Raw genomic sequence first — 20,536 nt, 5'->3', positions numbered from 1 at the left:
ACTAAACATGAGGATCCAGAAATGAAAAGAGCAGACTACTTCAATCAGGCACCTGAGCTTATTCAGCACTTATTGGGACAAGAGGAATTATTAAAACAGCAGGCACATGCAACTTTTGGAGTCACAATATGGGAGCTCGTTAAACTTAGAGCATCACAAATCAATCAATGCGCTTTTTGTATTGCAATGCACACTAAACAGGCACTAGAGTATGGTGAAACCACTAATCGAATTATTGGATTAAGTGCATGGCAAGACATGCCGTTATACACCAATAAAGAAAAACTGGCATTAGCGCTTTGTGAAAAGCTGACAAACGCACAAGTGATTGATGATGCTTTTTATCAAACACTTAATGTAGAATTTGATGATAAAGAATTGACCACGTTAACTATCGCTATTAATGCCATCAACAGCTGGAATCGGATCGTGAAAATGTTTAAGCCGAATGTAGAGTTCAATGAGCACAGAACTAACGCTTGAATTAATAAACCCAACAGGTGAAATCGCTAACTATGTGCAAGCTATCTGGTTTGCACAATCACATAAGCGCGGAGAAACTTGGCTTCCAAGCGACGGGGCAACTGGATTTATTTTCCCTCTTCGTGGACTCGTTAGCTTCAATGACAATCAGCTCACAGCCCCCTTTTATCTGCAACCAATTGCCATTCAGTCTAGCAAAGTCAACTATTCTGAACAGGCATGTTTTTTCGGGATCCGCTTTAAACCCGCGGGACTGGCATTTCTGAAAACGCTGCAACACCCTATAGCAAATCCCAATAATATATTGCCCTTGTTGAACACGCTACAAACTAGTGCCAACCTGACAGCATTACTTCGACTTCTAGAGCCGATATTGAATATGCCAATTCCTCGACAGAACTCTATTCTACATACCCAAATACTCCTTGAGCATATTGTTTCAATGACCCCTTTAGAGCAAGCATATGCTCAAACTCCGATCGGAAAACGGCAATTAGAGAGACAAGTTAAAACACATTGTGGGATCACCCCTAAACATTTAGCTCGCATTTATAGAGTTCGATTGGCTAAACAAAAACTGAGAGAAACGCCTGACATTAACATCGCTCAACTCGCGCTAGATTGCGGCTACGCTGATCAATCTCATCTTATTCGCGAGTTTAAAACTATCTTTCAGATCACACCGACAAAATACACAAAGCGACTAAAAGCTGCAGACACAACGTTACCTGCAGCTCGGTAAATTTTTCAACGACCAAGAATATAAAAGCAAGGTGAATTCATTACTATTTATTCGCGCAACGTGCTACCAAGGTTTCGCTTAAAAATTGATTTACCTCAGTTTGCACTTTTTTGTTAAAGCTGTAGTGACCCGAGTTAAGTGCGATATGTTTAAATGGATGAGAAAAACTAGCTTCGCGTAAATCAGCTTCAATATATCCGGCCATTTTGTACGATGGCCAAATTTCATCGTGTTTGGCAGAGACCAGCAGCACTGGCCCATTGGTGTTTTCAACCGGGATGCGAGCGGTTGCAATTGCTTCAGGCGTTGCCTCTGCCAATGCAGCCTCAAAGGCAGGTGTAAACTCTCCCGTTACGTTCCCTTTTTGCATTTTCCATGACAACAGGGGTGCATCAATGTAGTCCAGAGCATTGCCGCTAAGTGTCCAGCTCGAGCGAGAAGACAAGGTCTTAACAGCATTCCAGCTTACGTGACTAGGCATAACGGACACTACATGGTTTATCTCATCAAAGTGCGCACCGAGTAATAACGCAAGCTCCGCTCCTTTAGAAAAACCATACACCGCTACGCAATTTGGGTTTATCTTTGGATCTGCACTCAATGCTTTTATCCGTTTGGCTATATCATTCAAAGATAATTCAGCTGCACTGCTCGATGTATTTTCAGTGCCATAATAACCAAGTGCCGCTACTGAGACACCAATATCATTAAACCCATCTAAAAATGGTTTCCACTGAGGATTAGCGAGTGTATTCCCCCCCTCGCTGCCACCTAACACCACAACCAATGGATGAGTCTGACCATCATCGATAAACTGACGTTTAACATCTGGTATAGTCGTGTTTGAACAGGCCGCAAGAAGTCCTACCAAAGAAAATGGCATTATAGTTTTCATCATTTTATTACCTTTTTGAGTTAGCTGAGCCCTATGTTGCTCAGTTGTTGTTTGAGTAGTTTTGCACCGCCCCGGCTAGTCACAACTTGTAAATTGCAATCTCGCAACTTGACAAGGTAACCCCCTGTAACCCAGCGTTCAAACGCAGTTATCGCGCTTTGGTTTACAATGGCATTACGGTGAACTCTTACGAAATGTGTTGGCAATTGCTGTTGGATCTCCTCAAGGGAGCCATCAATGGGATATTGCTGTCCATTACTAAACGCAATGGCTTGACCGTATTCTAGCTTGATAAGTTCGATACTGCTGACATCAATTAGTGAGGTTTTCCCCGCCACCTTACTCGTTAAAGTAGCTGCTAATCCTGTCGTGATAACACGATTAACTCTTGATAGTGCCAGGGCTAAGCGTTCAGTACTATACGGTTTGAGCAAATAATCAACCGCGCCGAGCGTAAAGGCCTCAACCGCAAACTCACTGTAGGCCGTGGTAAAAATTATCGCACCTGCAAACCCCGCCCCTTGAAGTTTCTCGACGAGAGTAACACCATTGCATTCTGGCAAGTTAATATCGACAAAGACAATATCTATCGCCAGTTCTCGATATGTATCAAGAAATACTAATGGCGTGTTACAAGTCAGTACCAAGTTGTGCTTGGTGATCTGGCTAAGTTGTTCCGTTAATTTATCAATGGCTGGTTGCTCATCTTCCACAATGGCAATGTTCAACATTCCTTTGCTCCTCGTGTGAGTGAAAAGCTGACAACCGCACCACCTGTGTGCATGTCGTTACCAAGCCTAAGTTCAGCATTTTCTTCTAACTTTAACCGTGAGCGCGTGATCGAAAGACCGAGTCCCGCATCTGACGAACCCAATATGTCCTGCTCCTTAAAGCCCACCCCGTTGTCACTGATTTTAAACATTAACTGGTTCGCTAACTTTTTGATTAATACGTCAATGTGAAGCGGCCTTCTGTTGCCATGTTTCACTGCATTTTCCAAAAGCGGCTGTAAAATCATTGGCGGTATTACTTCGCTCAATAATGCATCGTCGATATCAAAGTCGATGATAAGCGCATCCCCAAACCGGCTTTGCTCTATCTCGCACCATTGATTTAGTGCAATTAGCTCATCGGCAACGGACACTTTGCTCGGTATTTTTCCGCTTGTCACAGAATGCGTTAATGAATATCTTAATACCGCAGCGAGATTATGAACCAAAGACCGTGCTGCTTCTGGTTGATTTGGTACAAAGGCTGCTATTGTGTTGAGGCTGTTGAACATAAAGTGCGGGTTTAACTGACTGTGTAATAGCTTAATTTCAGCGAGTTGGCGAAGCTGTTTTTCTTGTTTTAACAACTTTTGGGAAAGGTAGAACTTAATCACCACAAAAATACCGCTAGACCAAGGCAGTGCGATGGTTAGCGCCTCAAACAGTGAAAATGCATGGGTATTTAACATTCCACTTCTGAGTACACCCCAACATAAACAGCCCATTACCATCAGTCCATAAAAGCCGATATATTGCAGCGGCCAATTGCCTATCTTGAAACGGATGATGAGTACGTAACTTATCACCATAGGTAACCAGTAGAGGAACACAACCGCCAAAATAGAAGAAAGCGCGATATTTGCCGACAACAACATGCCCCGCTGCACCCAATCGGTAAGACTGATAGCAAAACTTATTGCGGCAACGATGGCTAAAATTGCGAATTGTTCATTTCGCTGCAATGTGAGATTGACCATAATCAATACAAATAGTGACTGAATACGTTCATGGTACGCATTTAGCGTCGAAAAGCACTCTGAATATTGCTGAATGGTCGCTTTTCAATGCTAAATGGTTATCTGTATTAGTCCACACTTTTACATCCAAGTTAAAGTGCTAAAAAATAGATTAACTTGCTTTAAATCTTAAACACTTGAGGCTGCTTTGCTCATCAATGTCTTTAAATTCAGGTGGGTTTTGTAAACGTTCAACAAATGTGAGCGTTGGTGCCTCTCTGGTCATTTCATCAATCAGAAATTGGCTTGAAACATCGGGAGAATTCACACACGCCAACACTTGGGCATTTGGCGTAAGTAACTCAGGAAGCTTTCTTAAAATACGTTGATAGTCTTTGGTCAATGCAAAGCTGCCTTTTTGAAAGCTTGGCGGATCAATTACGATAAGGTCGTACGGCCCATATTTACGCACTTTTCCCCAAGATTTGAATAAATCATGGCCTAAAAAAGACACCTTACTGAGGTCGTGTTCATTGAGTTGATGGTTGACTCGGCCTTGCTTGAGCGCCGCTTTTGCCATATCTAGATTCACAACATGGGCAGCACCGCCCGCAATCGCCGCGACGGAAAACCCACAAGTATAAGAGAACAGATTAAGTACCCGAGCCCTCGAAGACTGAGCTTTAACAAACTCACGACCCAAACGCATATCTAAAAACAGTCCCATGTTCTGCTTTACGCCAAGCTTTAAGCCATATTTAAGTCCATTTTCTTCGACGATGGGCATAGCAGTTAATTCACCATACAAAACCTCAAGATCTGAGTCAGGCAAATAACGATGTTGCAGCAAAATAGCAGAGAGTTTTCCGTTAAACGCTTCGGTCTCCACAAGCGATAATAATGCCTGCTTTAACGACGCTACCAAGTCAACGTCGTGCTCCTTGAATAAAGAGACTAAAAGCTGACCTTGTAACCAATCTACTGTGATTTGTTCAAGCCCTTCATAGCAACGACCACGTCCATGAAATAGACGCCTAAGCTCGTTTGGTACGGCTTGGGTTTGCAAATGATTAAGGAGGGTCGATACAGGGTTTATTGCTGTCATGTCGGTGTCTGGTTATGCGTAAAGTTCGGCATTTTACTTGTTACTTCATAGCAAAAGCAAATGCCTAAGGTCTGCTTATCTTTCACGTTTATTTTTTGCAGCACAGAAAACAGGTCCTATGGACGCCACAACATCGTTGTTGCCCCGCTAAAACCGATTAACCAATTTAGATAAGAAAAATCTTCATGATGGGAGGCAACAAAGCCCATTCTCATATAAAGCTTTTTTGCCAGGGGATTAGAATCAATGACATCAAGTCGTAAAGCGTGAAACCCGCTTTGTTTGGTATAGCGCTGCAGTGCCACTAAAAGCGCAGTGCCAACACCTTGTCCTCTGACCGATTCTGCAACTGCGATGCCGTCCATCACCACTTCATTGGGCGCAGGCTTTCGCTCAAATAGGGTAAACACCGCTGCGGCTTTAACCCCGCCTAGCAAGCCTAATTCATCAATGAGTCCAGTAAAGCCCATATTTGATGTAAAACCGCTTTTGCCATATTGAAAGCCCGCAACCCCCACTAACTTGCCGTCTGCAAAGGCAGCAAAGGAGTATTCTGAGATGAAGCTCTTCGCGATAATAGTGATCAGCTTATTGCGATCCGGCACTGCGGCTTTGAATTTGCTACCAAACGCGTCAACATAAAGCTCAGCAGCCGCTTGCGCATGCTCAATGTCCCATCCTTGTGTTATTTCTATTTCCATACCTTACCTCAAGCTAACGTGTCGACTTCAATATTAGGTCAAAATTAGCTTAGGTATGAAGTTCGAATTTGTAAAAAATTCGAGTTGATTATGTGTGTAACTTAATTGTTAGTTTGCGCCATACTCGTTCAACGGGACCCACCTTAAAGAATCGCCCGTAAATCACATTTAACAGCAGCTGCACTGCCATAATCACAAGCCATAAGAGTAAGAGCTCACTGCGACTTAGCGTATTATGTAATCCAAAGCCATAAAATATCACCACCAATAACAGTGACTGTCCAATGTAATTGCTAAGCGCAAATCGACCCACTTGATTTATCGCCTCAAGGGATTTGAAGCGATGCAACCAACGGTTATATAGCAAAGATAACAAAACCAAGTAAACAATCGCTTGCAGCTCCCGGTTAAGTACGATGACCATTTGTTTAGCGTAAGATAACACTGGGATATGTGAACTGTGTAGCCAATGAAAATAGCGAGCTTGAGTGGCATAACACGACACCGCAATCAAGCAAAGCAGTGCCACAACCGCAAAAGGGCTAAGTTTAGTCTTTGAGAACAATCCCCATTGAAACAACTGTGAGCCTATCAGCATCATCATCAACGTGGACCAAAAAATACTTGAATAAAACAGCTTACCTTTATGGACCTGCGGGCTGTCAAAGTTTTCCTGCCAATACTCAGTTAAGTTTAGCGTTTCTTCCAAAGTACGATGGCTGGGTGTCCGTGGTTCGGTTTTATTCTGCCACCGATTAATCGCTTTTTGCTGGTCTCGTGTGCGAGACGCTTCGTCAACATTGAGCGCTGCTTGGTAAGCATCGTATTGGGCGTTGGTGCGTTCTGCTCTGCCAAAACCTGCAACTAACATAAACGCCAAACAAATTGCTATGCTGACTTTGATGGCCCGGATGCCAAGTAATATGACGGTGGTGGCAATCATTCCTATCACGGCATAGTGATAGAGAATGTCGCCACTCCAAATACAATAGGCATGAACAAGGCCGAGTATAAATAAAGCCACTAGCCTTGCCGCACTTAATTTAATAGCAAATTCAAATGGCTGTTTTTGAAGAATAATCGTAAGGCCAGCGCCAAATAACATCGCCAGCAGCCCGTAAAACTTGCCCTGAGCAAACACGTAAACCCAGTACCTTACCTCACTGTCTATATCTGCCATAAAGCCATATTGGTAACTGCCCCATGGATTGGGATAGGCAAAGCTTTCGATGTTGATAAGTAAAATACATAGGATTGCTATCCCGCGAATAAAGTCGAGGCTGTTAATACGATTTCTTTCAGGACTAGTCATCGGCATTACCTATGCGGCCCGACTGTCCATCATGGTGAGCAAGCTTTGTGTTTTCGCTATCGAGCAGTGTGGTAATTTGTGCAACCTGCGCGCTAAATTCATCAAATTGCGTGTCACTTAGCTTAGTGTTTTTTGGTTGTTTTAGGGTGAGTGGATTGATGGCTTTTCCGTCTTTATGCACCTCATAATGTAAGTGACGCGCCTGCGACAGGCCGGTATTACCAAGATAACCAATCACATCGCCTTGCTTTACTCGCGTCCCAGCCTTGAGGCCGTTCGCAAAGCCATTTAAGTGAGCATAAAGTGTTTGATAGCCTTTACCGTGATCTAACACTATACGATTACCAAAGCTGCCGCCCCACCCAGCTTTGAGTACTTTTCCAGAACCCGCAGCCATAATGGGCGTACCAACAGGCGCACCAAAATCGATCCCTTTGTGCATTCGGGTATAGCCCAACACTGGGTGATGACGTTTACCGAAGTTTGACGATAATCGAGCACCGTTAAGGGGTGTTTTCATTAGAAAGCTTTGCGCGAGGGTACCATCTGAGTGGTAAAAAGCGGTCGTTCCGCCATTATCAGTAAACCGATATAAGCGGTATTTTTCTTTTCCAGAAAGTAACGCAACATGTTGTAATTCTATAGGTTTGGAGATTTGCTTGAGTAACTCTTCGGCTGCCACAAGCTGCTGTTCTTGAAATACAAAATCAATTTGATCGCCGGCATATACTTCTCTTTGAAAATCGACAAGGTGAGATAAGGCCACAATACTTTGATTGATAATGTCGTTAGGCACCCCGATTTTGCTGGCGTCCACAAAAAAGCTAGAATCTATGCTTGTCGATAAACGCTTTGTTTGCGTGACGGTTTCAAGCTCACTTAGCGATGCACGCCACTGCTCATCCACTCTTTTAATCTCAATAACCTGGGCAAATGCATATTCAAAGCGGATCTGCTGTACTTGTCCGTCTACAAGCTCTGCTTCTATTAACTGTCCAGCCTTGAGCTTAGTCAGTGATGTCCACGTACTCACGGCTTGTTCCACCAGCCAACTATCTCGGTCGCTGAATGCAAACTCACTTAAAAGATTCGCTAAACTCTCACCCGATTTAAGTTCAAGTAAACGAATATCTTGAACAGGCTTTAGCTCCTCTGTGATTTGGATTTGGGCCGCGACTGAGTCTTCAGCGGATCCATTATGTACAACAGCTTGCTCTTGATCTGCTTGCGCCGACACAAAGGTGTTCTCTTGCCCTTTATTGACCGAATGAGTCTGCTCGGGTTGTTTCGAGCAGCCAAAAGTTGCCATCATTGCAATGGCGATAGAAAGCTTTTTAATCATGTTAATTTTCCAATAAGGTAAGCGGATCAATGCGCGTGTTGTTATGTAGAGCTTCTAGATGTAGATGTGGACCAGTGACTCGACCGGTTTCACCTATGGTACCGATCACTTCTCCTTGTGATACTTGCTCACCCACCTCAACATCAATGCTATCAAGATGTGCGTAGAGACTTTGATAACCATTGTCATGATGGATCAACACCACTTTACCGTAATTCTCAGGCAAGGTTTTATCATCGGCAATCGTGACCGTACCGCTGGCAACCGCCATCGCAGGTTCACCAACGCCGCCAGCTAAATCCAGCCCTTGATGTGCTTTATTGTGACGAAAATTCGATACATGCCCAAACCTTGATGTTATTTCAGGGGTGGCGACCGGGTATGTCCATGTTTTACTCACCATTGCCGTTCCCATTGTCCATTGAATATTGCCATAGGCTAAACCTGAACTAAGCAACACAAAAAACCCTATCAACACAAGGTTACTAGGCTTCTTTTTAGATTTAAGAATAACGCTAAAACGCTTTTTATAATCATCTAAAGTCAATGAGTTAGATGCAAAATTTGCTGTCATATTCATCGTTTTCGGCGGAGCAGCAGCCCGTTTTAAAGAGTTCATTAATGCTTTGCTATAAGCCAAAGGCTCAAGGCTGTGCTTCGCTATCGTCACCTCATCACAGCAATATTCCATCGCTCGAATAAAGCCCAGTTCCATTTTCGCAATAAACGGATTAAACCAAGCAAGCGTCGCGAGTATTCGCCAAATTACGACGGCAATATGGTCGCCCTTATCTATGTGGGTTAACTCATGCAGAATAAGTGCTTGCTGCTCTGCCTCTGGTAGCGTGTCAAATTCCACCGGCAAATACACTTTAGGTTGCCACAGTCCGAACACAAAAGGAGAGCAAGTAATTGGCAATTGATAGCAACTCCGTGCACCGAGCTTTATTTTTGAGGCGGTGCTACAGAGGCGTGTTACTCGCCAATACTGTCGCCCAAGTACCAAAAGATGAGCGATTAGCCCAACGCAATAGACCAGAAATACAGCCATAAGCGTCAGGTTTAGCCAGTCAGACGCAACTTGAGTGCGCTTCGTCATTGCCAGCAGCGGCTCTGCAAGTTGTTGTAAATTGGCATTAAACAATACGGCTGGAATGGCATTGTGTTGCTCCATGTGTTCAAGTGGGATCCAAGGCAAAAAAGTCACTGCCAGCACGCCCCACCAAAGTCCTTTATTCTGTACATACCGAGCGGAAAATTTCACACCTAGTGCGTACGTTAAGCCACTAAGCGCCACCCACAGCAAGACCGAAAGTAATATTAGTTCCATACCTTACTCTTTATCACCTTGCGTCTTAGCTAACTCATCTAACATGGCTTCTAATTCATCTAATTCATCCGCTGCAATTAACTTACTATCTGAAAACATAGCGATTGGCAGAGGCTCATCCAACTCCATGATTTGCTTTGCAAACTCTTGGGCATAAAGTGCGAGAGTCGGTACCTTAGCAAGGACAGCTGAGTATATTTTTTTATTGCCTTGCATTTGCTCGGCGAGATAACCCTTTTCACACATTCTCTCAAGAGTTTTTCGAGTTGATGAGTAGCTCCAGCTGAGCTTTGATCCTATTTCTGTGTGAATTTCTTTACCCGTTCTTGGCTGTTCACGCCAAAGGATCTTTAAAACGATTAGTTCGGTTGAGTTAGGTTTCATTGTTTTTCTCACAACTGCGACACATGTCACATATTAACAAACAAAAAAGTGCGACACAAGTCGCACATCGTGCTTTTTTTAATTTTCACCACGAAAAATGGCGACATTATCAACAGCACTTATACTTCAAGTTGATATGCAAAAAATGAGTTATCTGTAGTGCTAGAGCTAATTAATATTCGCCATAAATTATGGCTGCTAATTGTGTTTCCCATCATTGCGCTTGCCTTATTGCTTGGATATGCTTTTAACCGTTACGCTCACCTTGAGTCAGAAGTAGAATCTCTATACGCCGATCGTGTTGTGCCGCTTATTCAAATAAAAAAAGTATCAGATCACGGTGCGATTCAGATTGTCGACATACTTCATAAGTATCGTGCAGGGCTGGTCTCCCAAGACGAGGTGTTGATGCAAATAGCAGATGCTACTCGGGTCATGAACGACGCGTGGCAAAGCTATCTAAACACATATTTGGTGACGGCGGAGCAAGTCAAAGTTGAACTCATTGAGTTCCAAATGCAGGCCGTATTTACGCATATTGCCACGCTCCAAAGCGCGATAAATCAAGGGACATTTTTAGCGATTCCACAAAATCAGTTTGTTACTGCACTTTATGAAAAGTTCGATCCGTTAACTGCGTCACTACAAGCACTCACCGAGGTACAAAATGACGTCGCACTCAGTATTGTGGAGCAAACCGAGCAACAATTTAGCCAACTAAAGTTGTTGCTCATTATTTTTTCTGGGATTGTATTGGTGAGCTTAATCGCCGTTGGCTTAGCTTTATATCGCTCTATTCAACATCCAATCAATCATATTCGCTCGCAAATCAATCACATTATTGAGAGCTCGAGTCTCGAAAAGCGTATCGACATTGATAACCACAATGAATTGACTGATGTTAGCCTTGCCATCAATCAGCTCCTTAGCCACATTCATGTGATCCACCAGCAACTGGTAGAGGCGGAAAAATTATCGAGCCTAGGTAGTTTAGTTTCGGGATTGGCTCACGAGGTAAATACCCCACTTGGCGTTTCGATTACCGCAGTGTCATCCTGCCAAGAGCAAGTGGATGTGATGGAAACCGGCATGAAAGCGCAGCGTTTGTCGCACGCTGAGTTTTTAGAAATTATGGCAGCATTGGATTCTGGGTTGTCTATCGCAGAGCGAAATCTCGGCAAAACGGCAAAGCTAGTACAAGAGTTCAAGAATATCTCCGCAGAGCAAGAAACTGACGTCGAGCAACTTGTCGACCTAGAAGCCGTTATTCGCGATTATTGCGAACAAACGGCCCGTTTCCAGTTAAAGATGCGCGTTGAATTTAGCGCAACAGGAAAACTGGAACAACTGGTCAAAATCAACGTTAAGGCGCTACAGCAAATCTTGTTGCAGCTGCTAGAGAATGCCCGAGTGCATGGTTTTAGTAATGATAGCGACACCCAGCCGTTTGCCGCTGTTCGTTTAGAGATCACTGACAATAAAATATTTATTCGAGTCAAAGACGAAGGCGTCGGTATGAGTAATGAGGTCCTAAACCGGATCTTTGAGCCCTTTTACACCACAGCTCGCCAACATGGTCATGCCGGGCTTGGACTTTCCGTCACCTATAATCTCGTCAAAAAACATTTAGAAGGTGACTTAAAAGTCAATTCCAAAGCCGGAAATGGCACAACGTTTACCATCTTGTTGGCGAACAAAACGTTGGCACAAACCGCCTAACCAACTTGTGCCCTCATAGCATACTTAACGAGTGACAAAGCCTCCGTTAACAAACAAAGTTTGCCCAGTCGTCCAGCGTGATTGCTCCGACGCAAGATAAAGCACCGCAGGGGTAATATCGTCTACTTGTCCTAGTCGGTTCATTACACTTGCAGACTGCAAATAATTAACGGTTTGCTCGTTTTCTTCGCCATGGAAAAAGTCAGTGTCAATTGGACCTGGTGCGATGGTATTGACGGTCACTCCTCGATGTCCGATTTCCTTTGCTAGCGCACGAGTGAAATGCTCAAGTGGTGCTTTTGAGCCAGCATAGAGCGCATAATTTCCAGTAAATGCTGCCAGCAGCGAAGTGCCCATATTAATGATCCGACCGTTATCACGAATATGTTTAGCGGCTTCTTGCATCACAAAAAATGCCCCTTTACAGTTGATCCCAAATAGCCTGTCAAAATCTTCCTCGCTATACTCAACAAACGGTTTTTTGCTGATAGTACCGGCATTATTGATAACGATATCTACGCCGCCAAACTCACTAATAATATGCTCAAATATATTCATTACCTGCGCTTTATTGCTGACATCTCCGTGTACTAGCGTCGTCCTAACACCCAGCGCTTCAACTTCCTTCTGGGTTTCAAGTGCTTGTGGTTTAGAATGCGCACTATGATAGTGAATAACAAGATCAGCGCCTTGCTTTGCCAGCGCTATGGCAAAATCCTTGCCCATATTTTTGGCTGACCCTGTGATAAACGCAACCTTACCTGTTAATTGCTTAGACATACCTATTTCTCCTACTTGAAATATTCAATCGACTTTTAGTGTAGCTAGGTGAAGGGGATACAGGTATAGTGATTTTAGTCATTTACTAATTGCATTTTTTACATCCGCTATGAAATCGATTACTGAAGAAGATTTGTTTGTTCTTACCGTTGAATCTGGCAGCCTCAAATCTGCGGCTGAAGTGATAGGTACCGATCCCTCCTCGGTAAGCCGAAAGCTCGCAAACTTAGAAAGTCGATTAGGAGTAAAACTTTTACAGCGCTCCACTAAGCAAACGGCCGCAACCGAAGTTGGTCTTGAGTACTATAAAGGCGTAAAGCAATTACTAGATGAAAAAAGGGAATTAGAAGAATCGATTTCAGGCACCTCAGCAGTACCTTCTGGGACATTGAGGGTTGCAGCTCCACACGACTTCGCTGAGCGCTTCATTGCTCCTGTGGTACAAACCATGATAACCACCTATCCAGATCTCAATATCGAGTTACTGCTCGGCAGTCATTTTGAAGATCTCAAGGCTAAACAAATCGATATTGCAATTAGGATTGGCAAACTGGATGATTCCTCCTTGATTTGCCGACAACTAGGCCATGTACCACGGGTCTTGGTGGCCTCTAAATCGTATATTGAACGCATGGGACAACCGCAACACTTTAGCGATTTAAGCAAACTGGATTTTATCTTTTACAATAAACCGAAACTTGGTGATCAGCTCATTCTCGGTAAAGGCCTGCACCGTGAAGCCGTTGCGGTAAGTGGTAAACTCATCGCCAACAGTGTTGCAGTGCTAAAAAATTGGGTAAACGCTGGCCTTGGTGTGCATTACGGGCCGCTATGGGCATTTAAAGATGAATTAGCTATGGGCAATTGTGTACAGCTACTACCTGAACTACACGATGAAAGTTATCCTATTCACGCACTGTACTTGTCGAAGCAATATACTCCCGCAAAGGTACGGGAGTTTGTTGAGCTATTGACTTCAACCTATCAGCAATACCGCTTCGATTGAATCAAACTAACCAATTTCAAACGAAGTTACCCCGAACACTCGCGTTAATGGCAAATCTGGGCGTTCAGCGGTGTACATTCTCGCGGTTTCAAAAGAAAGCGACATCTTGTACTTTTGTGCAAGCGCAACAGCAGCTGCATTTACTTCTGGCACATCCAAATAAATGGCCTCAGTTGCTGATACCTTGGACCTAAGCGCTAAGAAGAGTGTCTCTGCAAGTTCTGCGTTATCAGCATAAAGAGGTCCTATTTTATAGCCGACGTGACAAGGGCGGATCACACCAATGGCTACAAGAGTGTCATCCTGTTTAATGCCTAAAGCGTGGCAGTTTGGCTGGTTAATCCAAGCATCAACAAAGGCTACCCTTTTTGCTGGGAAAAACGCACTGTCGTACGCAATGACCTCTTCTATTGGTAATCTTTCAAGTGCCACTAAGTTTGTGCTATCTGGCGCTTCGCCACCGCCCACACCTTCGTAGCGAATATTACGATAGGCGAGCTTAAAACCCGATTTTTTGTAATTCTCTTGCTGCGCGACCACTCCATCCAGTGCGACGTTACAACCAGCTAAATATTGAAGTCCAGCCTGCCAAATCTGCATCCCATAACCCTGACCTCGATATTCTGGTTTAACAATATAAAAGCCTAAAAAACCAAATGAATCATCGTACTTAACCACCGAAATCGATGCGATAGGCTCATCGCCTAGATAGCCAATTAAAAAGCCATTTGGATCGGCCTGATAGTAGCACTGTGCGTCGCTAAGCCCAGGGTTCCACCCTTCTTGCAGAGCCCACTTTGCTGCAGTTTCTAATTCAGTTGGGTCCATTACTTTTATTTTAAATGCTCTATTTTCCATGGCGTATCTACTTTCCTCACCTGATGTAGTTTGTATTATAGCGGACAATCCTGCACTGCAATGGCCCTATCATAGGCATAATAAGCCACAAATTTGGAGCAAATATAAAGGACAGGCACGCTAACGCCCGAACAATTATTACACTAATTGATTTTCCACACGCATCGCTATATGGTGTGCACCAAATACAAGCCTAACGCATTAATTACCAAAAAATAAACCATAAAAAGGAGTTGTTTTATGGCCCTCTACATTAAAGATTCGGCGCTCGCATGCCCTGCGACAAAAGTGTTACAAGCGACTGATTTTTACAAGCCATTCCCGAGTAGCCAAGATGTCGCGTTTAATGACAATCAGCTATTACCAATAGGACTACTTGCCTATTCAAAGTTAGACGTAAACAGCGATGATAATGTACTTATCGCATTACCGATTTCTATGGAGATTTTTGATGGCGACCTTCCTTATATCTCCTACTCACTGACAGACAATGGGTGGCAAGTTGACGCTCACAATGTTGACAATCTAAGTGAAGAGAAGGAGGATTTTGAAGACTATAGCGAATACTATCAGCAAGCAGCCAGCTTCTACGCCAAACATCAACGACTTAACTACTCCCTTGACGAAAACGATGAAAGCGTTCCGCTATTTGAATTCGGTGGCCAACCCATACTCGGTTGCAATTGGGACGCCTATTTGTGGGATGAAGAAAGTGATGATGAAACGCGCTATTTTGACGCTATGGATGAGCAAAGTGGCGAGAACTACAGCCACTACTCCACTCGTGAAATTGGCTTTTTTGATGAAGAGCATAACGTAGATTTTGCGTACCTTGGCACCTTCTGCTTCTCCACTTATTTTGAGGGCGGTGGCGAAGGGATTGTTTTTTATAGTGCTAAACACAAGAGAGTATTGGTTATCGCCGAGTTTTCTTAAGTTCAATTAAATTCTCTCAAGGCACGATAACGGAAGTCGCCGTGCCTTTTCATTCTGTGTTGGGTCAGGTCAACAACAACCCTAAGCAAACTTTAAGTGAACCGACACACCCGTTTCGCCACTTTCAATCATCACCTCTACAGAAAACTTCTCACAAAGACGCTTTACCAGCGATAAGCCAATGCCAGTACCTAAACTATTAGGACCCCGCATGCCAGACTCAAAGGCTTGCTCGTTTGCCGTAAAGATCTCTGGTAACCCTTGACCATTATCCGCAATCGTTAGTGTATTATCTCTGTAACGAATATGAATTTGCTCACCTTGGCTATGATGTACAGCGTTCTGTAACAGGTTTTGCACTACCAATCTTAGCTCCTGCGCGGCCATAGGAACAAATACATTGCCAGGTAAGTCAATACTTAGGACTTTATGCTCAAACAGCGCTTGGTTATTAATAATACAAGCTTCAATCACGGATTGTAAATTAGTCTGCTCCGGTGTATCGGCTTTTTCCCGGGCAAGGGCAAGTAGCGCTTCTAATGTTAGCTGCATCTGCTGGTCAGATTCCGCTATCCTTGCCACCAGCTCTTGCTGTTTACTGTTTAACTCAGTGTGGTTGAGTAAACTGACCGCCCCTTGGGAAATGGTCACAGGTGTTCTCAATTCATGGGAAATATCTCTGGTAAATTGGCGTTCACGCTCAACGAATGCTCGAATGCGAGCAAGGGCCGATTCTAGCGTTTGTGCAAATTTACCAATTTCATTTTGCGAAAACTGAGATGCAAAATTGGTCGGTAGGTTTTCAACGGGACTCCCGTCTACAATTACCATAAGCTCATCCAAAGGTTTAAGTAGTTTTTTCGCCAGCTTTACCGTTCCGAGTGCTAACAATAACGCGATCACTAATCCAATCGCCAATAGGGTCAGTGAAAAACCAAGCATCAAGCCTCGCAGTTCGCGCACTACAAGATGGCCGCTTACTTCAGCAAGCAATATGCCTTGTCCACGGTCGTCCTTGTTTAGAAAGGCGATATGATAATGTTTACCCGCCTCAGCGCTAAACTCTTTGCGGTTTGGTTCCTCAGCGAGTAGCGTTCTTACCACCGCAGGTAAAGTGTCGGTTGTAGGATGAAATGTAACGAAGTCAAAATGTGCTTTTGGTGTCTCGTTATTGACGATTTGAAGCGCTATCTGCTTTCTTTCATCCTCTAAAATTTGATAAAAAAAACTGTCTTCTATGATGTAGCTAAAAAGCAAAGTGATCAGTGAAAATAATACACTGAGCAACACGACGATAGAGACAAAATAAGTGATGATGCGGTTTCTTAGTTGTTTTGTTTTCATTTTTCTCAGTTGCAATTTCGGCTATAAATCCAGCACTAAACCAACGCTGTGAATGGTTTTAATAATGGCAGTTGGAAATGGCTTATCTACCGCTTTACGTAATTGGTAGATGTGTGACCGTAAAGAATCCGAGTCAGTGCCCTCCTCGCCCCAAATACGCTCAACGAGCTCACTCTTTGATACCGCTCGAGGGTAACTTTCCATCAAAATTTTAAGAATATTGAACAATATTGGCGGTAACACGAGTACAGTCTCACCCCGCGTTACTGTTTGGCTTTGGTAATTGAGCGTAACCTTTTTGTCTGCATCCCCTACACTTAGTGTTCTTGCAGCAGATGTAGGATTTAATCGGCAAGTTAATGCGCTGACTCGCGCGGCTAGCTCCTCTAGCGAAAAAGGTTTGGTGAGGTAATCATCCGCACCCTGTGCAAATCCTGCTAATTTATCATCCAAGGTATCTCGAGCAGTTAACATGATGATGGGAATATGCCTATCAGCTTGAAGCCTTAATCGCTGACAGACCTCTAGCCCTTCAATATCTGGCAGCATAATATCCAAAATAATACAGTCAAAATATTGCGTTAATGCAAGCTCACAACCCTGCTCTCCCGTATAAGCAAAGTCCATATTATGTCCCTGCATATCAAAGTAATCGGCTATATTACTTGCAATCGCGGTGTTATCTTCAATCACTAAAATATTAAGTTGTGAGCTTGTTTTCATTAATACCAGCCTTGTAGTTTTTTGTAGTAGCCTTCAGGCAAGATATGCTCACCTTCAATGACCACGTGATGTTTTTGCACACTCGCAATGGCCTCGAATAATGCTTCATTTTCACGCTCGCTGGCGTATTCATCGTCATCCGCCGAGACCAACCACACCTTGGGAGAATCAACGGCTGTCGCAAAGTTTTTAATCGCCACTCGAGCCACCGCGTTAGTCAGGTAAGGCGGAACAATTGATAACACATTATCTACTCGTTTATCCAGTGCAGCTAAAATTAAACTGATTTGACCTCCCATGCTATATCCCGCAACACTGATTTGGTCTTGATCAAATTGCGGTTGGGTTGCAATCCAATCAAGCAGTACCCTGTGATCCTTTACCGAATCAATAATTAACTTTTCGTACGGTTCGCGCTTGCCCCACCAATCTAAATCATGCATCACTTCAATAATATTATGATCAAGATTTTTACGCTTACCATGATTTCTTGAATCAATGGCAATCACAGCATACCCGTTTGCTAGTGCCATTTTGGTAAGTTCATCCGTTTGCTCGTATGTGTCACGTCCTTTAAAGCTCTCTTGTATCCAGCGTACATCACTTCGACCCATACCGTGGACACCCACCATAACAGGCATTGGTTTGGTCGCGTCGTAATTACTTGGGTAGAGAATATGACCATTGACTGTATCGCCATCAAACGTTTTGTACTCAAGCGCAAAGTGATTGGCTTTTAATGGCGAAATATTTACCTCCACCGCCTTTTGCTCATAGCTATATATTTGCGTTAATTCCTCCGGCGTAACGCTGTATGGTTTTAATCCAAATACTGCGTACCAAACAGCGGCAACGCCCGCGATAATTCCAGTCACTACTAACATTGCTTTTCTCCAGTTTTGCTTAACCATAAACTTTCTCTTTTAGTGCGATCAGATTCTCTGCCGTACCGTGCTTTTTAAGCGCTGCTTCTAATGTGGATTTTGCGCCAGACATATCATTTAGTTTGAGCTGTGCATTTACTAGCGCTTCGTACAACATGGGGTGATCGATATCTGCAAGGGTTAATTCCATCAACTCAACGGCCACGGCAAGTTGATGAGCAGTTTGCGCATGCTGCGCTTGATATAAACCAGAGATCCCGAGCAACATAGGATCGAATGATGACTTATCCGCTAAATAACGCGCCTTCGCTTTGCTGCTATCTGAAAAGAATTGCTCTACCAGCAAAATACTTTCATCGTCTTTGAATCGCGGTAACTCGCTTACCGTCAGACCTAGCGCCGCAACCATCGCTTTGGCAGTATCTACCGTAGAAAAAGGGTTTTGCCCTGTGATCAATTGACCGTCAATACTTACCTGATTCAACATCAACCCGTCTTGCACAAACGATGCACCACGCTCAATGAGTTTATCTTCAAGTAGGAATGGAAACTGTTTGGTCCACTTTTTACCAAACGCTGCTTCTTCTTCGTTAGTAAAGCCATTTACTCGCTTGCCAGCGATTAAATACTCTCCATTTTCAAGCTTTACATCCACCAATGCCGCAGGACCATGACAAACCGCACCAATCACGCCGTTGTTAACGTAGATATCACGAATAATTGCCTGTAACGGCTTGGAGTCATGCAAGTCGAACATTGGGCCTTTGCCGCCAACCACAAACACAGCATCGTATTGCGAGGGCTCTAACTCACTCAGTCTTATAGTGTTTTTAAGCTGCGCCATCGCAGTCGTATCGTTACTGTATGCTTGATTGTAAGGTTTGTTCTTATCGAACTTATCGGCCAGTGGTTCACCGCCCTTTGGCGAGGCTAACGTGACTTTTATGCCATTTTGTTTGAACACGGCATACGCTTTACTGAGCTCGTCAAATTCAAATCCAGGTTTGCTTAAAGAGCCATCAGCCCCCATTTCGCCATAACTACTGAGCACCATGAGCACATGAGGTGTATTTTTATCTTGCGCAACCGCATTGATTGAAGTTGCTGATAAGGCAGCAACGAGAGATAAGGTTAATAGTGATTTGTTCATCATCCTGTCCTCGGGCCTGTTGACCCTTGTGTTGTTTTGTTACAGACACTTTATGCGGACAGGTGTGAAATGGATGTGAAGTCAATTCACATGATTTAAAAAGCGAAAAGTTGTCAATAATGATGTTTAAGGCTTTGGAAATTTTGCTCTTACGTCGTCGATTAAACGCTTGCGTGAGCTACGTTCACGCTCATGAGGCGCAAATAAGGCACTTGCCTCATCCAATAAATCAACCACTTGGTGAAGCTGAGTCAGTTCATCCAGACTCAAATGTTCATCTCGTGCCAAATACTCATTGATGATAACGATAGCGGCTTCTTTATTTGCAATATCTTCAGGTAAGCCCGTTTTAGTACAAAGTCCGTAAATACCGCCAAGGAAATGTTGCCACTCACTTTCTAAGTGAGCGTCGATGTCTTGATCCAGCTTTGCATCTCTCGGATTAAAGCCTTGCGCTTTTAATCTATGCAGTTGGTTTTTATAACGTTTACTAAAGAGTGCAAAGGCTTGTGCTTCATCCGCTACTTGTGACACAGCACCAAGCCACACTAAAGCCCCTTGCGGATAAAATTCTAGGCAGCTTTCATCACAGTGCTCGCCAAAGAAAGAGTCACATTCAAGCTTTAATGCTAACTTATAGGCGGCTTTTGGCATCAAACGCTTTTCAATTAACGTAGCCAATTCAAGATGGGATAACTGCGACTCGCGTAGCAAAGTCTCTTTAGTAATAAAATGCGTCTGCAGATAGTTAAGTAGTTCCATATGATTATTCCTTTACATTTGTTAGCTTTATTTTTGCCGTGAGCGCAGTCGCGATGATAATCAAGCCAAGCAAGTTGATGTTTACGGCTATGGTTTCTAGGTTCAACTGAACCGTTAATAGCAGCCCTGATGAAAATTGGATTAGCGTATCATCGACGACTACGCCAACGGACATAAGCGCGCCGAGCACCGCAGCCCAACCTAAGGCCCTGAGTTGCTTTTGATATAACTTATACGCGACCATCAAGCATAAAAAGCTTGCTGTAAAGTCTAGGATTAACGTCAATTCCGGATGGTTAAATACACCTAGTACTGACAATACCACCCCTGCAAAACCGGCTGCAGCTACTAAGA

Annotated in this window: 22 protein-coding genes; 5 read left to right on the top strand and 17 right to left on the bottom strand. The window is 43.7% G+C overall.

Translation table 11 applies throughout. From position 1 onward, the window contains the following. Nucleotides 1-21: 21 nt before the first annotated feature. Both EXT48_RS06170 and EXT48_RS06165 read left to right on the top strand, forming a co-directional pair. Nucleotides 22-483: a carboxymuconolactone decarboxylase family protein gene (locus EXT48_RS06170; RefSeq protein WP_130163891.1), complete on the top strand. Its 462-nt coding sequence runs from the start codon at nt 22-24 to the stop codon at nt 481-483. Then, nucleotides 461-1,225, top strand: a complete 765-nt coding sequence (locus EXT48_RS06165) for a helix-turn-helix domain-containing protein (protein WP_130163890.1) — start codon at nt 461-463, stop codon at nt 1,223-1,225. Before EXT48_RS06170 ends, EXT48_RS06165 begins: the two co-directional genes overlap by 23 nt. Before the next feature lie 43 nt (nt 1,226-1,268). Here the strand turns inward: EXT48_RS06165 and EXT48_RS06160 are convergent, their stop codons facing one another. The 9 genes from EXT48_RS06160 to EXT48_RS06120 form a co-directional block, all read right to left on the bottom strand. Beyond that, the gene (locus EXT48_RS06160) at nt 1,269-2,123 is read right to left on the bottom strand and encodes an acyl-CoA thioester hydrolase/BAAT C-terminal domain-containing protein (protein ID WP_130163889.1); all 855 of its coding nucleotides are present in this window, start codon (nt 2,121-2,123) and stop codon (nt 1,269-1,271) included. A gap of 17 nt (nt 2,124-2,140) precedes the next feature. Further along, on the bottom strand, nt 2,141-2,851 hold the full coding sequence (locus EXT48_RS06155; protein ID WP_130163888.1) for a LytTR family DNA-binding domain-containing protein: 711 nt from the start codon (nt 2,849-2,851) through the stop codon (nt 2,141-2,143). Continuing rightward, on the bottom strand, nt 2,845-3,867 hold the full coding sequence (locus EXT48_RS06150; RefSeq protein ID WP_130163887.1) for a sensor histidine kinase: 1,023 nt from the start codon (nt 3,865-3,867) through the stop codon (nt 2,845-2,847). The genes EXT48_RS06155 and EXT48_RS06150 overlap by 7 nt, the downstream gene beginning before the upstream one ends. Before the next feature lie 151 nt (nt 3,868-4,018). After that, nucleotides 4,019-4,951: a class I SAM-dependent methyltransferase gene (locus EXT48_RS06145; protein WP_130163886.1), complete on the bottom strand. Its 933-nt coding sequence runs from the start codon at nt 4,949-4,951 to the stop codon at nt 4,019-4,021. Between the two features lie 116 nt (nt 4,952-5,067). Next, nucleotides 5,068-5,652 (bottom strand): GNAT family N-acetyltransferase, encoded by a 585-nt coding sequence (locus EXT48_RS06140; RefSeq protein WP_130163885.1) that lies wholly within the window; start codon nt 5,650-5,652, stop codon nt 5,068-5,070. Nucleotides 5,653-5,740: 88 nt separating this feature from the next. Then, nucleotides 5,741-6,964, bottom strand: a complete 1,224-nt coding sequence (locus EXT48_RS06135) for a DUF418 domain-containing protein (protein ID WP_130163884.1) — start codon at nt 6,962-6,964, stop codon at nt 5,741-5,743. Further along, nucleotides 6,957-8,306, bottom strand: a complete 1,350-nt coding sequence (locus tag EXT48_RS06130) for a peptidoglycan DD-metalloendopeptidase family protein (RefSeq protein WP_130163883.1) — start codon at nt 8,304-8,306, stop codon at nt 6,957-6,959. Before EXT48_RS06130 ends, EXT48_RS06135 begins: the two co-directional genes overlap by 8 nt. Nucleotide 8,307: 1 nt before the next feature. Continuing rightward, nucleotides 8,308-9,636 carry a M23/M56 family metallopeptidase gene (locus tag EXT48_RS06125; RefSeq protein WP_130163882.1) on the bottom strand — a complete coding sequence of 443 codons (1,329 nt, stop codon included), beginning with the start codon at nt 9,634-9,636 and terminating at the stop codon, nt 8,308-8,310. Between the two features lie 3 nt (nt 9,637-9,639). Then, complete coding sequence (locus tag EXT48_RS06120) at nt 9,640-10,020, bottom strand: BlaI/MecI/CopY family transcriptional regulator (protein ID WP_010371797.1); 381 nt, start codon at nt 10,018-10,020, stop codon at nt 9,640-9,642. Between the two features lie 159 nt (nt 10,021-10,179). On the opposite strand from EXT48_RS06120, the gene EXT48_RS06115 reads away from it, so the two are divergent. Beyond that, nucleotides 10,180-11,739 carry an ATP-binding protein gene (locus EXT48_RS06115; protein ID WP_130163881.1) on the top strand — a complete coding sequence of 520 codons (1,560 nt, stop codon included), beginning with the start codon at nt 10,180-10,182 and terminating at the stop codon, nt 11,737-11,739. A 24-nt stretch (nt 11,740-11,763) separates the two neighbouring features. Here the strand turns inward: EXT48_RS06115 and EXT48_RS06110 are convergent, their stop codons facing one another. After that, nucleotides 11,764-12,519: an SDR family oxidoreductase gene (locus EXT48_RS06110; protein WP_045989452.1), complete on the bottom strand. Its 756-nt coding sequence runs from the start codon at nt 12,517-12,519 to the stop codon at nt 11,764-11,766. Between the two features lie 109 nt (nt 12,520-12,628). On the opposite strand from EXT48_RS06110, the gene EXT48_RS06105 reads away from it, so the two are divergent. Continuing rightward, nucleotides 12,629-13,525: a LysR family transcriptional regulator gene (locus tag EXT48_RS06105; protein WP_130163880.1), complete on the top strand. Its 897-nt coding sequence runs from the start codon at nt 12,629-12,631 to the stop codon at nt 13,523-13,525. Between the two features lie 6 nt (nt 13,526-13,531). Here the strand turns inward: EXT48_RS06105 and EXT48_RS06100 are convergent, their stop codons facing one another. After that, nucleotides 13,532-14,383 carry a GNAT family N-acetyltransferase gene (locus EXT48_RS06100; RefSeq protein WP_130163879.1) on the bottom strand — a complete coding sequence of 284 codons (852 nt, stop codon included), beginning with the start codon at nt 14,381-14,383 and terminating at the stop codon, nt 13,532-13,534. Nucleotides 14,384-14,623: 240 nt separating this feature from the next. On the opposite strand from EXT48_RS06100, the gene EXT48_RS06095 reads away from it, so the two are divergent. After that, the gene (locus EXT48_RS06095; protein ID WP_130163878.1) at nt 14,624-15,319 is read left to right on the top strand and encodes a hypothetical protein; all 696 of its coding nucleotides are present in this window, start codon (nt 14,624-14,626) and stop codon (nt 15,317-15,319) included. Between the two features lie 81 nt (nt 15,320-15,400). Here EXT48_RS06095 and EXT48_RS06090 read toward each other — a convergent pair whose 3' ends face one another. From EXT48_RS06090 to EXT48_RS06065, 6 genes are all read right to left on the bottom strand, one after another. Beyond that, nucleotides 15,401-16,663 carry a sensor histidine kinase KdpD gene (locus EXT48_RS06090; protein WP_130163877.1) on the bottom strand — a complete coding sequence of 421 codons (1,263 nt, stop codon included), beginning with the start codon at nt 16,661-16,663 and terminating at the stop codon, nt 15,401-15,403. Nucleotides 16,664-16,684: 21 nt separating this feature from the next. Beyond that, on the bottom strand, nt 16,685-17,386 hold the full coding sequence (locus tag EXT48_RS06085; protein ID WP_130163876.1) for a response regulator transcription factor: 702 nt from the start codon (nt 17,384-17,386) through the stop codon (nt 16,685-16,687). Further along, nucleotides 17,386-18,297, bottom strand: coding sequence for a dienelactone hydrolase family protein (locus tag EXT48_RS06080; protein WP_130163875.1), 912 nt, complete (start codon nt 18,295-18,297; stop codon nt 17,386-17,388). The genes EXT48_RS06085 and EXT48_RS06080 overlap by 1 nt, the downstream gene beginning before the upstream one ends. Next, on the bottom strand, nt 18,290-19,420 hold the full coding sequence (locus EXT48_RS06075; RefSeq protein WP_130163925.1) for a type 1 glutamine amidotransferase domain-containing protein: 1,131 nt from the start codon (nt 19,418-19,420) through the stop codon (nt 18,290-18,292). Before EXT48_RS06075 ends, EXT48_RS06080 begins: the two co-directional genes overlap by 8 nt. Nucleotides 19,421-19,546: 126 nt before the next feature. Beyond that, on the bottom strand, nt 19,547-20,182 hold the full coding sequence (locus EXT48_RS06070; protein ID WP_130163874.1) for a DUF6058 family natural product biosynthesis protein: 636 nt from the start codon (nt 20,180-20,182) through the stop codon (nt 19,547-19,549). A 4-nt stretch (nt 20,183-20,186) separates the two neighbouring features. Next, the gene (locus EXT48_RS06065) at nt 20,187-20,507 is read right to left on the bottom strand and encodes a hypothetical protein (RefSeq protein WP_240703356.1); all 321 of its coding nucleotides are present in this window, start codon (nt 20,505-20,507) and stop codon (nt 20,187-20,189) included. Nucleotides 20,508-20,536: the final 29 nt, after the last annotated feature.

Origin of the sequence: Pseudoalteromonas sp. CO348, assembly GCF_004208845.1 — a bacterium.
Classification (GTDB): Bacteria; Pseudomonadota; Gammaproteobacteria; order Enterobacterales; family Alteromonadaceae; genus Pseudoalteromonas; species Pseudoalteromonas maricaloris.
Note: the sequence above shows the minus strand (reverse complement) of the source record. Positions and strands in the feature narration are given on the sequence as shown.

Excerpts from the sequence above, each read along its gene's own strand:
- EXT48_RS06170 (WP_130163891.1), top strand. The coding sequence starts at position 22 with ATGAAAAGAGCAGACTACTTCAATCAGGCACCTGAGCTTATTCAGCAC.
- EXT48_RS06165 (WP_130163890.1), top strand. The coding sequence starts at position 461 with ATGAGCACAGAACTAACGCTTGAATTAATAAACCCAACAGGTGAAATC.
- EXT48_RS06160 (WP_130163889.1), bottom strand. The coding sequence starts at position 2,123 with ATGATGAAAACTATAATGCCATTTTCTTTGGTAGGACTTCTTGCGGCC.
- EXT48_RS06155 (WP_130163888.1), bottom strand. The coding sequence starts at position 2,851 with ATGTTGAACATTGCCATTGTGGAAGATGAGCAACCAGCCATTGATAAA.
- EXT48_RS06150 (WP_130163887.1), bottom strand. The coding sequence starts at position 3,867 with ATGGTCAATCTCACATTGCAGCGAAATGAACAATTCGCAATTTTAGCC.
- EXT48_RS06145 (WP_130163886.1), bottom strand. The coding sequence starts at position 4,951 with ATGACAGCAATAAACCCTGTATCGACCCTCCTTAATCATTTGCAAACC.
- EXT48_RS06140 (WP_130163885.1), bottom strand. The coding sequence starts at position 5,652 with ATGGAAATAGAAATAACACAAGGATGGGACATTGAGCATGCGCAAGCG.
- EXT48_RS06135 (WP_130163884.1), bottom strand. The coding sequence starts at position 6,964 with ATGACTAGTCCTGAAAGAAATCGTATTAACAGCCTCGACTTTATTCGC.
- EXT48_RS06130 (WP_130163883.1), bottom strand. The coding sequence starts at position 8,306 with ATGATTAAAAAGCTTTCTATCGCCATTGCAATGATGGCAACTTTTGGC.
- EXT48_RS06125 (WP_130163882.1), bottom strand. The coding sequence starts at position 9,636 with ATGGAACTAATATTACTTTCGGTCTTGCTGTGGGTGGCGCTTAGTGGC.
- EXT48_RS06120 (WP_010371797.1), bottom strand. The coding sequence starts at position 10,020 with ATGAAACCTAACTCAACCGAACTAATCGTTTTAAAGATCCTTTGGCGT.
- EXT48_RS06110 (WP_045989452.1), bottom strand. The coding sequence starts at position 12,519 with ATGTCTAAGCAATTAACAGGTAAGGTTGCGTTTATCACAGGGTCAGCC.
- EXT48_RS06105 (WP_130163880.1), top strand. The coding sequence starts at position 12,629 with ATGAAATCGATTACTGAAGAAGATTTGTTTGTTCTTACCGTTGAATCT.
- EXT48_RS06100 (WP_130163879.1), bottom strand. The coding sequence starts at position 14,383 with ATGGAAAATAGAGCATTTAAAATAAAAGTAATGGACCCAACTGAATTA.
- EXT48_RS06095 (WP_130163878.1), top strand. The coding sequence starts at position 14,624 with ATGGCCCTCTACATTAAAGATTCGGCGCTCGCATGCCCTGCGACAAAA.
- EXT48_RS06090 (WP_130163877.1), bottom strand. The coding sequence starts at position 16,663 with ATGAAAACAAAACAACTAAGAAACCGCATCATCACTTATTTTGTCTCT.
- EXT48_RS06085 (WP_130163876.1), bottom strand. The coding sequence starts at position 17,386 with ATGAAAACAAGCTCACAACTTAATATTTTAGTGATTGAAGATAACACC.
- EXT48_RS06080 (WP_130163875.1), bottom strand. The coding sequence starts at position 18,297 with ATGGTTAAGCAAAACTGGAGAAAAGCAATGTTAGTAGTGACTGGAATT.
- EXT48_RS06075 (WP_130163925.1), bottom strand. The coding sequence starts at position 19,420 with ATGAACAAATCACTATTAACCTTATCTCTCGTTGCTGCCTTATCAGCA.
- EXT48_RS06070 (WP_130163874.1), bottom strand. The coding sequence starts at position 20,182 with ATGGAACTACTTAACTATCTGCAGACGCATTTTATTACTAAAGAGACT.